This window comes from Bradyrhizobium sp. USDA 4502, assembly GCF_054063355.1.
This window is the reverse complement of record NZ_JBSSGF010000001.1, coordinates 1072742-1085642: the sequence shown is the minus strand read 5'-3', so window position 1 is coordinate 1085642 and position 12901 is coordinate 1072742. Positions and strand designations below refer to the sequence as shown.

Below are 12901 nucleotides of genomic sequence, written 5' to 3'. Positions count from 1 at the left end.
CGAAGCACATGGTTCAGAAAAAAGCGGATTTCTCCGGCGCGATTGCACTCAAAGCAACATGCAAATGATGCGGCGCGACAAGATCATCGTCAATGAAATGGAATTTCGAATGTTGTCGGCGCCACAGCTAAACTCTCCACGATCGCATCGCGCGGCGATGAAAGGATTTTCACGATCGTCCCAGACGGAGATGCGGCGCGATCACCCGTGACTGCATCAAATTTAGGCGTTTTGCGGCCGCATGCGCGATGTCTTCTACGCGCGGCCTGCTTGACGAGATCATCCTTGCCGCGCAGCCGGCGAATTCAGATTTCCGTTTCGTTGACGGCGAACGGCTTGCTCATAGACTTGATCGAACGCTGCCGCGCGTTCCGCGGCGCAGCGAATGAATCAGGAAGAAAATTCATATGCGCAAACTGACCCGCTCGGGCCCTGCCTATTCTCTCACCCGCCGCACGGCGGCAGCGCTGATCACGGCCGTGATCACGCTGTCGACATCGGCTGCGGCGCTCGCGGCCGACGCGATCGTGCTGCGCGTCGGCGACCAGAAGGGCGGCAACCGCTCGCTGCTGGAGATTTCCGGCCTCGCCAAGGATCTGCCCTACAAGATCGAGTGGTCGGAATTCCCCGCCGCAGCCCCGATCCTGGAAGCGATCAACGCCGGCGCGCTCGACGTCGGCTACACCGGCGATCTGTCCTTCCTCACGGTCTATGCGTCGGGCGCGCCGATCAAGGCGATCGGCGGCACGCGCTCCGATGCGCGGACGCAGGCGATCCTGGTGCGCGGGGATTCACCGATCAAGACGGCGGCCGATCTGAAGGGCAAGCGCCTCGCCGGCACCCGCGGCGGCTGGGGCCAATTCCTGATCAACGCGACGCTGGAGAAGGCCGGCAGCAGGATCGAGGACGCGACCTTCGCCCCGCTCGGCCCGGTCGACGCCAAGATCGCGCTGCTCGCCGGCTCGATCGACGCCTGGGCGGTGTGGGAGCCGTACATCTCCTACGCCACGCTGAAGGACAAGGCGCGCGTCGTCGCCGACGGCGAAGGGCTGACGCCGACCGTCACCTTCATCGTCGCCTCCGACAACGCGATCGCAACCAAGCGCGCGGCGGTGCAGGACCTGGTGCAGCGGCTCAACAAGGCGCGGCTGTGGTCGCTCGACCATCTCGCCGAGTACGCCAGGAACACGGCCGAGCTCACAAAACTGCCGGAGGACGTGCTGCTCGCCGCCTACACCGCGCAGAAGACGAGCCCGATCGCGATCGACGAGGCCGTGGTGAAGCAGGTGCAGGCCGCCTCCGATCGCGCCACCCGCTACGGCATCCTCGGCAAGACGCTGGATGTCGGCAAGGCTGTCGACCGCAGCTTCACGGCGAGCGCGAGCTTGAACTAGCGGCGCGCGTGAACCGGGCACGCTCTTTCCTCACCTCCCCTTGCAAAGGGGAGGTCGGATTGCACAGCAATCCGGGTGGGGATCCTGCCTCCGCAGACGCCGGCGTCCGTGGAGAGCAACCCCCACCCCGCCCTCCCCCTTTCAGGGGGAGGGCGACAGACGGCGGTGCTCGCCTGACGACAAATAAGCCGCGCACCACCATGGAGATCTCCGATGTCCGGTCCGCTCCATCTCGCACTGATTGTCACAGCACACCTGCTCTGCATGACCTTGTTGGTCGCGCTGTCGGTTTGATAGCGTCCTCTCCGGGCCAGCCCCAGGGAGAACAACAATGAACCTATCAATGAAGGACCGCGTCGCGGTGGTTACCGGCGGCAGCAAGGGCATCGGGATCGCGGTGGCGCGGCGGTTTGCCGAATCCGGCGCCAGGGTCGCGATCCTCGCCCGCGGCGCGGCCGACCTCGCTGCGGCGCGCGAAGCGCTCGCCAGGGACGGCCTTGTGGTACGCGATTATGTCTGCGACGTCGCGAAGGCTTCCGACATCAGCAAGGCTCACGACCAGATCGTTGCCGATCTCGGCAAGATCGACGTTCTCGTCAACAACGCCGGCACGGCGCGCACGCTGGCGTTCGAGAGCATCAGCGACGAGGCCTGGCAGGAGGACCTCGACCTGAAACTGTTCGCCGCGATCCGCTTCAGCCGGCTGGTATGGCCGGGCATGAAGCAGCGCAGATGGGGCCGCATCATCAACGTGCTCAACACCTTCGCCAAGGCGCCGGCCGGCAATTCCGCGCCGACCTCGGTGTCGCGCGCGGCCGGCATGGCACTGACCAAGGTGATGGCCAATGAAGGCGGCGAGCACAACATCCTGGTGAACGCGCTGCTGGTCGGCCTGATCATGAGCGATCAATGGGTCAAGCGGCATGCTGCCCAGGCGCCGAACACGGATTTCGGGGAATTCGCCAAGGGCCTTGCCAAGGGCACGCCGCTCGGCCGCATCGGCACGGCGGAGGAGTTCGCCAACCTCGCCTGCTTCCTGGCCTCGGAGCAAGGCTCCTACATCACCGGCACCGCCATCAATGTCGATGGTGGCCGGTCGCCGGTAGTCTAGAGCCCCGGTCCTGGTTCAAACCAGACCGGAGCTCCAGATTCTGCTTTGGCGCGTTTTCTTCACGCGAACCGGTGTCCACTCGCTGGAAAACGCGGGCTGGCAACCAACGGCAGGAAGCGACGGCTCAAAAGCAAAAGGCCTCCGTCACCGGAGGCCTTTCATCTTAAACCGCGTCCTTGGCGGCCTTGACCGGCCGTGCGCGGACGATCTTCCGGGCCGGCTTGGCCTTGAACATCATCTCTTCGCCGGTGAAGGGGTTGGTGCCCTTGCGCGCCTTGGTCGCAGGCTTCTTGACCACAACGAACTTCGCGAAGCCGGGGACGAGGAACACCCCGGCCTTCTTCAGCTCCTTGTGGCCGACATCGACAAGCGAGTCCAAAACGTTCTTGACGTCGCGCTTGGAGAGTTCGGTGGTGGTCGCGATCTTCTCGATCACTTGCGACTTCGACAGTTGGGTAGCCATGGTTGCTCCATTGATTCTGGAGTGGGCACGATATGGCGGAAAACGCCGAGAAAAACAGTGTTTTCTGCACTCCCCACCACAATATCGCTGTGGACAGCCTCCGAATCAGGGTTTTTTCCAGTGTTTTTTCAAGTCAAGGCGCTTCCGACCCCTAAAATTACAGGGTTTGCGCGGCTTCGGCGCTCCCGAAACGTCCCTTCGAGAGAATCACCAGGCGCATCTCGCGCGGCCCAAGTGCGACAATGCCGCGCGCAATCCGGGTTGCGAAGCGCTGCGGCGGGCCACTTCAGGTTTTGGAAACGATCCTCCAAAAGGCCGAGGCATTAGAAAATGACTCGGGTTCCCAATCCAAGGTAACATCCGCGAAGCGTGGCCAGGACCGATCGGCTGGCCGCCCGATGCAAGCCTTTATGTAAGTACCGGAGACCCGCGTATGGATTTGAGCCGCCTCGAGATCAACCGCCGCACGGCCCTTCTGACCTCGGCCGCGATTGCGGCCAATGTCATCAATCCGATGCGGGCATTCGCGCAGGAAACCCCGCGCAAGGGCGGCGTGTTCAACGTCCATTACGGCGCCGAGCAGCGCCAGCTCAACCCCAGCATCCAGGCCTCGACCGGCGTCTACATCATCGGCGGCAAGATCCAGGAGAACCTGGTCGACCTCGACGCCAACGGCCAGCCGGTCGGCGTGCTCGCCGAGAGCTGGGAGGCGACGCCGGACGGCAAGACCGTCACCTTCAAGCTGCGCAAGGGCATCACCTGGCACGACGGCAAGCCGTTCACCTCGGAGGACGTCGCCTTCACCGCGATGAACATGTGGAAGAAGATCCTCAACTACGGATCGACGCTGCAGCTGTTCCTCACATCGGTCGATACGCCCGATCCGCAGACCGCGATCTTCCGCTACGAGCGGCCGATGCCGCTCAACCTGTTGCTCCGGGCCCTGCCCGACCTCGGCTACGTCTCCGCCAAGCATCTCTACGAGAGCGGCGACATCAGGCAGAACCCGACCAATCTGGCGCCGGTCGGCACCGGCCCGTTCAAATTCGTCAAATACGAGCGCGGGCAATACATCATCGCCGACCGCAACCCGGACTACTGGCGGCCGAACGCGCCCTATCTCGACCGCATCGTCTGGAAGGTGATCACCGACCGCGCCGCCGCGGCCGCCCAGATGGAGGCCGGCGAGCTGCACTACAGCCCGTTCTCGGGCCTGACGATCTCGGACATGGCGCGGCTCGGCAAGGACAAGCGCTTCGTCGTCCAGACCAAGGGCAACGAGGGCAACGCCCGCACCAACACCATCGAGTTCAACTTCCGCCGCAAGGAACTGGCGGACATCCGGGTCCGCCGCGCCATCGCGCACGCGATCAACGTGCCGTTCTTCATCGACAATTTCCTGGGCGATTTCGCCAAGCTCGGCACCGGCCCGATCCCGTCGACCTCGACCGACTTCTATCCCGGGCCGAACACGCCGCAATACCCCTATGACAAGGCCAAGGCGATCGCGCTGCTCGACGAGGCCGGCTTCAAAGCCTCCAGCGGCAACCGCTTCTCGCTGAGACTCCTGCCGGCACCGTGGGGCGAGGACATCTCGCTGTGGTCGACCTTCATCCAGCAGTCGCTGGGAGAAGTCGGCATCCAGGTCGACATCGTACGCAACGACGGCGGCGGCTTCCTCAAGCAGGTCTATGACGAGCACGCCTTCGATCTCGCGACCGGCTGGCACCAGTATCGCAACGACCCCGCGGTCTCGACCACGGTATGGTACCGCTCCGGCCAGCCCAAGGGCGCGCCGTGGACCAACCAGTGGGGCTGGGAGGACAAGACCGTCGACAAGACCATCGACGATGCCGCCACCGAAGTCGATCCGGCCAAGCGCAAGGCGCTCTATGCCGATTTCGTCAAGGAGGTGAACACCGAGCTGCCGGTCTGGATGCCGATCGAGCAGATCTTCGTCACCGTGATCACGGCCAAGGCGCGCAACCACTCCAACACGCCGCGCTGGGGCTCGACGAGCTGGCACGATCTTTGGCTGAGCGCATGAGGCCACATCTGCGCTAGGCGTGGCGCCCTCTTCTCCCTCGCCCCGCTCTTGCGGGGAGAGGGTCGGGGTGAGGGGCTCGCTCCACGATATTGCTCCATCGATAGACCTGTACCCCCTCACCCGGATCGCATCTGGCGATGCGATCCGACCTCTCCCCGCAAGCGGGGCGAGGTAAGAAGGGGCCGGTGCCCACCCCGAACCGGTGTCCACATCGTTCGAAAACGCTATAGATAAAATATGCGTATCCTGAGCCTTGCGGGGCGGCGGCTCGCCGCCTCGATCCCGACCCTGTTCCTGATCCTGATCGGCGTGTTCCTGCTGCTGCAGCTCGCGCCGGGCGACACCGTCGATGCGCTGATGGCGCAGATGGGCGGCGGCGACGCCGCGACCGCCGAGGCGCTGCGCAAATTCTACGGGCTGAACCTCTCGGTTCCGGCGCAGCTCGGGAACTATCTGTGGCACCTGGTCCGGCTCGACCTCGGCTTCTCCTCGATCTACGGCAAGCCGGTGGCGACCGTGATCCTGGAACGGCTGCCGCCGACCATCCTATTGATGACGGCGTCGCTGTCATTCGCGTTCTTCTTTGGCCTCGTGTTCGGCGTGATCGCCGCGCGCGGCGTCAACCGCTGGCCGGACACGATGATCTCCACGCTCGGCCTGATCTTCTACGCCACGCCCTCGTTCTGGTTCGGGCTGATGGCGATCGTGGTGTTTTCGGTCTATCTGCAGTGGCTGCCGCCGGGCGGCTTCGAGGATATCGGCAACGTCCAGACCGGAATATGGCGCGTGCTCGATATCGCGGCGCATCTGGTGCTGCCGACGCTGACGCTCGGGCTGATCTTCCTCGCGATCTATTTGCGCATCATGCGCGCCTCGATGCTTGAGGTCCTGAACCTCGATTTCGTCCGCACCGCCCGCGCCAAGGGGCTGGACGAGACCCATGTCATCACCCGCCATGTGCTGCGCAACGCGCTGCTGCCGATGGTGACGCTGATCGGATTGCAGGCCGGCACCATGCTCGGCGGCTCGGTCGTGGTGGAGAGCGTGTTCTCCCTGCCCGGCCTCGGCCGCCTCGCCTATGAATCGGTGGTGCAGCGCGACCTCAACACCCTGCTCGGCATCGTCTTCGTATCCGCGCTGCTCGTCATATCCGTGAACTTCGTCGTCGACCTGCTCTACGCGCGGCTCGATCCGCGCATCGCGGCGGAGGGCTGACGATGGATGCCGTGAAACGCTACTTCCGCAGCCCGGTCGCGGTGATCGGCCTGATCCTGCTGCTGCTTGTCATCGCGATGGCAATCAGCGCGGGTCTCCTCTATCCGCGCGATCCCCTTGCCCTCGCGGGCCGGCCGCTGATCTGGCCGTTCTCCAATCCGCGCTTCCTGCTCGGCACCGACAATTCCGGCCGCGACATCGCCGCCCAGATCTTCTACGGCGCGCGGATCTCGCTGCTGATCGGCGGCGTCGCCACCGTGATCGCGATCCTGATCGGCATCCTGGTCGGCGCCTTCGCCGGCTATTACGGCGGCTGGGTCGACAATGTCTTGATGCGGATCACCGAGGCATTCCAGACGCTGCCGAACTTCGTGCTGCTGCTGGTGCTGGTCGCGGTGTTCGGCTCGACCCTGACCACGGTGACGATTGCAGTTGGCGTGGTGTCGTGGCCGGCGCCGGCGCGGCTGACCCGCGCTGAGTTCCTGTCGCTGCGCAACCGCGAATTCGTGCAGGCCGGCAAGACGCTCGGCATGAAGGACGTCCAGCTCATTCTTGGCGAAATCCTGCCCAATGCGCTGCCGCCCGTCATCGTCTATGCCAGCGTGGTGATGGCGGTCGCGATCCTGCTGGAAAGCGCGCTCGCCTTCCTGCGTCTGTCCGATCCCAACGTCGCCTCCTGGGGCAATCTGATCGGGCTCGGCCGCGACGTGCTCCGGGTGCAATGGTACGTCTCGGCAATCCCTGGCATTGCGATCCTCGTCACCGTGCTCGCGGTGTCGCTGGTCGGCCAGGGCCTGAACGATGCGCTCAATCCGAGGCTGAAGAGCCGATGAGAGACACGGTCCTTTCGCTCGACGCCCTGACGGTGCGCCTGCCCAAGGGCGCCGACCGGCCGCATGCGCTGTCCGACGTTTCGCTTTCAATTGCGTCGAACGAGATCCTCTGCGTGGTCGGCGAGTCCGGCTCCGGCAAATCGATGATGGCGAACGCCATCATGCGGCTGCTGCCGAACGAGGTGACGATCGAACGGGGCCGGATGATGTTCGACGGCCGCGACCTCTGCGCCGCCGACAGCGCCGAAATGCGCGATGTGCGCGGCGCCGGCATCGCGATGATCTTCCAGGAGCCGATGACCGCGCTCAATCCGCTGCGCACGATCGGCGACCAGATCGGCGAGATGTTTGCGATCCACACCGCTCTCTCGAAGGCCGAGATCAATGCTCGTGTGCTGGCGCTGCTCGAGGACGTCCGCATCCCCTACCCCAAGGCTGCCGCAAAAGCTTACCCGCACGAGCTGTCCGGCGGCCAGCGCCAGCGCGCGATGATCGCGATGGCACTCGCGCTCGACCCCAAGCTCCTGATCGCGGACGAGCCGACCACCGCGCTCGACGTGACGACACAAGCACAGATCCTGAAGCTGATCCGCGATTTGCAGCAGCGCAAGAAGACCGCGGTGCTGTTCATCACCCATGATTTCGGCGTGGTCGCCGAGATCGCCGACCGCGTCGTGGTGATGCAGCATGGCGCGATCGTCGAGCACGGCACGGCCGACAAGGTGCTGAACGATCCGCAGCATGCCTACACGAAGCAGCTGATCGCAGCCGTTCCGCCGCTGAAGGCGCCGCCGCCGCGCATCCTTTCCGGCAAGGACATCCTGACCATCGACGGCGTCTCCAAGACCTACCGCACCGGCGGCTTCCTCGGCCGCGGCGCGCGGATCACGGAGGCCGTCAAGAACGTGTCGCTGCACCTGCCGCGCGGCGCGACGCTCGGCATCGTCGGCGAATCCGGTTCGGGCAAATCGACGCTCGCGCGCTGCATCGTGCGGCTGATCGATCCGGACACCGGGTCGATCGTGCTCGACGGCAAGGACTGGGCAAAGCTCGGCCGCGACGATATCAGGCGCGAGACCCGCCACATCCAGATGGTGTTCCAGGATCCCTTCGCCTCGCTCAATCCGCGCCGCAAGGCGGCCGAGCTGGTGGCGCAGGGACCGATCGTGCACGGCACCGACCGCGCCACCGCGATCGCGGAAGCGCGAAAGCTGTTCGAGCTGGTCGGCCTCGATCCGTCCGCGGGTGACCGCTACCCGCACGAATTCTCCGGCGGCCAGCGCCAGCGCATCGGGCTCGCCCGCGCGCTGGCGCTGAAGCCGGATGTGCTGGTGGCCGACGAGCCGGTCTCGGCGCTCGACGTCTCGGTGCAGGCGCAGGTCTTGAAGCTGCTCGCCGGGCTGCGCCAGCAGCTTGGCCTCTCCATCATCTTCATCACCCACGATCTGCGCGTCGCCGCCCAGATCTGCGATCTCGTCGCCGTCATGAAGGACGGCGCCGTGGTCGAGCAAGGGCTGACCGCCGAGGTGTTCGGCAAGCCGCAGCACCCCTATACGCAGGACCTGCTGTCAGCGATCCCCGGCGGCGCGTTCGCGCGCGAGCACGGCACCGCAACCGTGTAGCCGGGTACGCGCGGCCCTACTCCGCCGCTTGTGGCTTGGGCTCCTCGCGCAGCCGGAAGCGCTTCAGCAATCCGGATACCGTGTCGCGGAAGCCGCCATATTCCAGCTCTGAATAGGGCAGCATCGCAGCGCCGGACCAGCCCTGGCTGCGCATCTCGATCGCCTTGCGCTGCGCGCGCTGGCGGACCTCGTCCCAGGCAAGGTTGTCAAAGAAGTCGGTATAGGACTCCGAGAACTTCCCGTCGCGGTCGATCGAGAAGCCGACGCAGGACACGATCGGCAGGCAATACATCCCCGTCACCGGGGTGTTGAGCGGCACCGGCATGAGCGGCATCACATGCGAGCCGCGCGCATCGCCGCCCACGAAGTGCGCCTTGGTGAACGGCGAGATGATTTCTTCGGGCGCCGCGAAAATGCCCTGGTTCCTGACGACCGCGACCGGATCATCCTTGCCGGTGTACTTGCCTGCGATGGAGTGAAGGCGCTGCGCCGAAACGGCGACGGCGACCTCGCCATAGGTTTTCGAGACGATGCGATCAATGCCGAAGCGCTCGTTGTCGCGAAGCAGCGCCGCAATGTGGTAGCCGTCCGCGGGCGCATCGAGTTCGATCACGCTGTCGCCGGCCGTGTTGTCCATATCGATGATATGGAAACGGAAGCCCTTGATCATCGGGGGCAGCATCAGCCCGGCGCAATACATGGGATCGGCAAAAGCCAGATAGAGCGGCAGGTTGTAGGCACCGGGGCCACATTTGTCTGCGGCGAACACCATGAAGGACTCCGCGGGTCTCGCGCCCGAAAGGCTGTGGTCGAAGCTGAGTTCGGCGACGGCCGGGCCCGCGCCGCGAACGTTTCCGGAGGGGGCGTCGACGAGAAGATCCTGGCCGGCGCCGTAGAGGCCGGAGGTCTTCGCAACCGCGGTGGCCACGAGAAACGTCTTCCAGGCGAATTGGTGGACTTCGGAGCTCCCTTCGCCCCGCGTGTGCGTCATGACGATCGCAATATCGTCGCCGGTATGGCGCACGAACCCGTCGATCAGGAGACCGTTTTCGATCGCTTTCGCGACCTCCCCTTCGACAGCCGCCATCATGCGCGCAGATGGTTTCGTGTGGCCCCCAACGGAGCCAATGTCAGCCTTGATGACCGAAATGGTGAGTTTCATGAGCATCCCTCCGACCGCAGCGCAGCGCCTTCGCCTCGGCGCTCGCTGCGCCGGGGGCGACGGCGCGCTCATTTGCGAAAAAGAACGTCGCTTGGTGCGACAGGTTCCCCGCGCAAATTCCTTGCGGAACTATGGCCCCTCCGTCACCGCGTGTCGATACGGGCTATCGACGCATCTGGAATAACTCGTCATGCCCGATGGGGTTACCACCCGCCCTATGAAGCGCGGTTGAGAAAGATCGGCAGGCCCCGCTTGTTGGAATAGAGAGGACGGTAGCGCTCGGTGTTGTACGCGCTTGCGACGTCCAATTTGCGTGGCCCGAGCTTGGCGTCGGGGATCGGCACGAGGTCGTAGCGGCCCTCGACCAGCGCCGACATGAGGCCGGTTTTGCCTTCCAGGATCGCATCGTAAGCCATGTTGCCGAACGTCAGCGCCACAAGCTTGTCGATGAAGTCCGGATCGCCTGACCGCAGGTCGTAGGTGAGGTCAGAGACGATGGTCTCCTCGCCGGTGCGCCGCTTGATCTCGTCCGCGAACGCTTCGGCCACGCTCGCCTTCCTGCGGTGACCGTAGGCGTCAGGCTCGCCGAATTCCTGCACCTTGTAGCCCTCCCACTCGGCGCCCTCGCTGAGCACGATCAACGCGTAGTTGCTTGGGTTGCCGTGCTTGTCATCGAGGAGAAGCTGGATCAGCTTGTCGAGATTGACCTTGTACTCCGGTATGGCGCATCGGATCGAGGTTGCGTATGCGGTATAGAGCGCCGTAAAGCCGGCATCGCGACCAAAGACGCGGAAGATGCCGATTCGCTCGTGCGAGCCGACGGTGGTGCGCTGGCGCTGGATGGCATCGCTGGCACGGGTGATCGCGGTCGAAAAGCCGATGCAGTATTCGGTGTTGCGAACGTCGTTGTCCATCGTCTTCGGGATGGCAATGATCTTGACGCCTCGCCTGTTGAGCTTGTCCGCGTAGCTGAGAGTATCGTCGCCGCCGATGGCGATCAGATGTTCGATACCGAGCCCCGCGAGGTTCGCGAGCACCTCGTTGGTGAGGTCCCACGTCGTGGTTGCGATGCCACCCTTGGTGCTCTGGGAAACCGGAAAGTCGCGGCCCGCGAGATGATCGGGCAACTTCTTCATTTTGGAGGGATTGGTGCGGCTCGAGTGCAGCACGGTGCCGCCGCGCCGGTCGATGACGCGCGTATTTTCGCGGTTCAGCGGGATGATGTAATGGGACTTGCTCGACGGGTCGTCGAGGTTCAGGTGCGTGAGGGCCTCCCAGCCCCGGCGGAGACCGACAACCTCGATGTCGTCCTCGCTGCCGCGATAAGTCACGCTCTTGATCACCGCGTTAAGGCCGGGGACGTCACCGCCTCCCGTGAGAATACCAATGCGCTTCCTCGCCATGCCCACCTCCCAGGGTTGCTATCTGGCAATAACGCCTGCGTCGCGTCGGGGTTTCCACAACGCTATCCGCCAACGGCGGAATCCTCGTGATCACGACACCCGGCCGAACCTGCTTGAGTCCCACTCTTCCAGCGACGTTCTCCGACCAGTCCCCACCTCGGGCGGCTTGCCCCTCCATGCCCTTTGTCTCGCCTGCATGGCGCGACGTTGCTCCGCGCTTACCGCGAACGGCGCGAGGCGAGGAAATACTCAGCCCAGCGCAGCAACTCGAAGCGATCGCCCTTGACCAGCTCCTGTGCATCGCGGCGGCGGTAGAGCACCAGCATCCAGGGCGCCAGCTTGCGGAGCAACCCGTGCGCCACGTACTGCACCGGCTCGGTCAACGGCAGCGCCAGCTCGCTTTCCGGCACGCCCTGCACCGCGCGCGCCAATTCGCGGCCGAGCGGGATCGTCAGCGCGACCGCACGGCCGTTGCAGCCGGTCCAGCCAAAGGCGTTGGGACCCAGCCGGTGCATGCGCGGCAGGAAATCCGCGGTCATCCCGACATAGCCGTTCCAGACATAGTCGAAGGAGACCTCGCCGATCTGCGGCCACAGGCGCTGCAACCGCTCGGTCACCCGCGCCTTCAGCCGCCCGGTCTTGTCGCCCGGACCGAGCACGGCACCACCGGTGACGAGGCGGTTGCGGGCGTCGTAGCGCGCGAAATAGAGTTCGCCATGGGTGTCCGACATCGCCTGCCGGCCGGGAATGATGGTCTTGCGCACATTGTCCGACAGCGGCTGCGTCGCCATCTGCCACGACAGCACCGGCATCACCTCGGTTGCGATCTCCGGCACCAGCGATTTCGCGAACTCGCCGCTATAGGCGTTGGTCGCGACCACCAGCGCGCGACCGGAGATTTCACCCTTTTCCGTCTTCACCACCCAGCGATCGCCGCGGCGCTCGAAACTCGTCGCAGGCGAGCGGGCATAGATTCGCGCGCCGAGGCCGAGCACGGTGCGCGCAAGGCCGCGCGCCAGCGCCAGCGGATTGACGTGGCCGCCGGTCCTGTTCCAGAAGCCGCCGTACCAGGCATCCGAGCCGAGCATGTCGCTGGTCTGATCGCGCGACAGCAGCTCAACAGGCGCGCCGAATTTCGACCATTGCTGCACCCGTCGCTCCGCGATCTTGATGCGGCCCGGCGAGTGCACCGGCTGCACCCAGCCGGCCTGCTCCTGCTCGGCCTCGATGTTGTAGCGCCTGACGACGTCGAACAGCATGGCCGCACTGTCACGCAGCAACGCGACGAAGCGCTCGCCGGCCGCGCCGTGCCTCGCGATGATGTCATCCGGATCGGGGCGCGACAGCGTCGGGATCACCTGGCCGTTGTTGCGCCCCGAGGCGCCCCAGCCCGGCTCCGCGGCCTCGACGATCGCGACGTCGACATTGGCCTCGCGCAGATGCAGCGCGGTCGATAGACCCGTGAAGCCGCCGCCGATGATGACGACGTCGGCCTGCTGCGCGCCAGTCAGTTCGGGACAATCGGGGCCGGAGGGCGTCACTGCTGCCCAGAGCGAATTGGGCCAGCGCACGGCATTGCTGTTCATCATGATCCTTCCTTGCGGCCGCCCGGTCATTCTGGTTAGCTTTACTCTACTCTCCTATTCCAGCC

10 protein-coding genes are annotated in these 12901 nt (G+C 64.9%); 6 read left to right on the top strand and 4 right to left on the bottom strand.

What is annotated here, in order from left to right:
* Positions 1-407: 407 nt before the first annotated feature.
* Both ACVW1B_RS04895 and ACVW1B_RS04890 read left to right on the top strand, forming a co-directional pair.
* Positions 408-1394: an ABC transporter substrate-binding protein gene (locus tag ACVW1B_RS04895; protein ID WP_456821256.1), complete on the top strand. Its 987-nt coding sequence runs from the start codon at positions 408-410 to the stop codon at positions 1392-1394.
* Between the two features lie 331 nt (positions 1395-1725).
* Entirely contained in the window at positions 1726-2505 is a 780-nt protein-coding gene (locus ACVW1B_RS04890; protein WP_310881804.1) for an SDR family oxidoreductase, read from the top strand.
* A gap of 163 nt (positions 2506-2668) precedes the next feature.
* Here the strand turns inward: ACVW1B_RS04890 and ACVW1B_RS04885 are convergent, their stop codons facing one another.
* Positions 2669-2968: an HU family DNA-binding protein gene (locus tag ACVW1B_RS04885; RefSeq protein WP_021077434.1), complete on the bottom strand. Its 300-nt coding sequence runs from the start codon at positions 2966-2968 to the stop codon at positions 2669-2671.
* A gap of 433 nt (positions 2969-3401) precedes the next feature.
* Between ACVW1B_RS04885 and ACVW1B_RS04880 the strand changes: the two genes are divergently transcribed.
* From ACVW1B_RS04880 to ACVW1B_RS04865, 4 genes are all read left to right on the top strand, one after another.
* Complete coding sequence (locus tag ACVW1B_RS04880; RefSeq protein WP_456821255.1) at positions 3402-5015, top strand: ABC transporter substrate-binding protein; 1614 nt, start codon at positions 3402-3404, stop codon at positions 5013-5015.
* A gap of 237 nt (positions 5016-5252) precedes the next feature.
* Positions 5253-6230 carry an ABC transporter permease gene (locus ACVW1B_RS04875; RefSeq protein WP_038383993.1) on the top strand — a complete coding sequence of 326 codons (978 nt, stop codon included), beginning with the start codon at positions 5253-5255 and terminating at the stop codon, positions 6228-6230.
* A 2-nt stretch (positions 6231-6232) separates the two neighbouring features.
* On the top strand, positions 6233-7063 hold the full coding sequence (locus ACVW1B_RS04870; RefSeq protein WP_456821254.1) for an ABC transporter permease: 831 nt from the start codon (positions 6233-6235) through the stop codon (positions 7061-7063).
* Positions 7060-8685 carry an ABC transporter ATP-binding protein gene (locus ACVW1B_RS04865; RefSeq protein ID WP_456821253.1) on the top strand — a complete coding sequence of 542 codons (1626 nt, stop codon included), beginning with the start codon at positions 7060-7062 and terminating at the stop codon, positions 8683-8685. Before ACVW1B_RS04870 ends, ACVW1B_RS04865 begins: the two co-directional genes overlap by 4 nt.
* A gap of 16 nt (positions 8686-8701) precedes the next feature.
* Here ACVW1B_RS04865 and ACVW1B_RS04860 read toward each other — a convergent pair whose 3' ends face one another.
* The 3 genes from ACVW1B_RS04860 to ACVW1B_RS04850 form a co-directional block, all read right to left on the bottom strand.
* Positions 8702-9919: a fructose 1,6-bisphosphatase gene (locus tag ACVW1B_RS04860; protein WP_456821252.1), complete on the bottom strand. Its 1218-nt coding sequence runs from the start codon at positions 9917-9919 to the stop codon at positions 8702-8704.
* A 143-nt stretch (positions 9920-10062) separates the two neighbouring features.
* On the bottom strand, positions 10063-11250 hold the full coding sequence (locus ACVW1B_RS04855; RefSeq protein ID WP_283090066.1) for a 6-phosphofructokinase: 1188 nt from the start codon (positions 11248-11250) through the stop codon (positions 10063-10065).
* A 218-nt stretch (positions 11251-11468) separates the two neighbouring features.
* The gene (locus tag ACVW1B_RS04850) at positions 11469-12836 is read right to left on the bottom strand and encodes an NAD(P)/FAD-dependent oxidoreductase (RefSeq protein ID WP_456821251.1); all 1368 of its coding nucleotides are present in this window, start codon (positions 12834-12836) and stop codon (positions 11469-11471) included.
* Positions 12837-12901: the final 65 nt, after the last annotated feature.

Coding starts and splice junctions, on each gene's coding strand:
- ACVW1B_RS04850 (WP_456821251.1), bottom strand. CDS start 12,836: ATGAACAGCAATGCCGTGCGCTGGCCCAATTCGCTCTGGGCAGCAGTG.
- ACVW1B_RS04875 (WP_038383993.1), top strand. CDS start 5,253: ATGCGTATCCTGAGCCTTGCGGGGCGGCGGCTCGCCGCCTCGATCCCG.
- ACVW1B_RS04865 (WP_456821253.1), top strand. CDS start 7,060: ATGAGAGACACGGTCCTTTCGCTCGACGCCCTGACGGTGCGCCTGCCC.
- ACVW1B_RS04870 (WP_456821254.1), top strand. CDS start 6,233: ATGGATGCCGTGAAACGCTACTTCCGCAGCCCGGTCGCGGTGATCGGC.
- ACVW1B_RS04890 (WP_310881804.1), top strand. CDS start 1,726: ATGAACCTATCAATGAAGGACCGCGTCGCGGTGGTTACCGGCGGCAGC.
- ACVW1B_RS04895 (WP_456821256.1), top strand. CDS start 408: ATGCGCAAACTGACCCGCTCGGGCCCTGCCTATTCTCTCACCCGCCGC.
- ACVW1B_RS04855 (WP_283090066.1), bottom strand. CDS start 11,250: ATGGCGAGGAAGCGCATTGGTATTCTCACGGGAGGCGGTGACGTCCCC.
- ACVW1B_RS04880 (WP_456821255.1), top strand. CDS start 3,402: ATGGATTTGAGCCGCCTCGAGATCAACCGCCGCACGGCCCTTCTGACC.
- ACVW1B_RS04885 (WP_021077434.1), bottom strand. CDS start 2,968: ATGGCTACCCAACTGTCGAAGTCGCAAGTGATCGAGAAGATCGCGACC.
- ACVW1B_RS04860 (WP_456821252.1), bottom strand. CDS start 9,919: ATGAGCGCGCCGTCGCCCCCGGCGCAGCGAGCGCCGAGGCGAAGGCGC.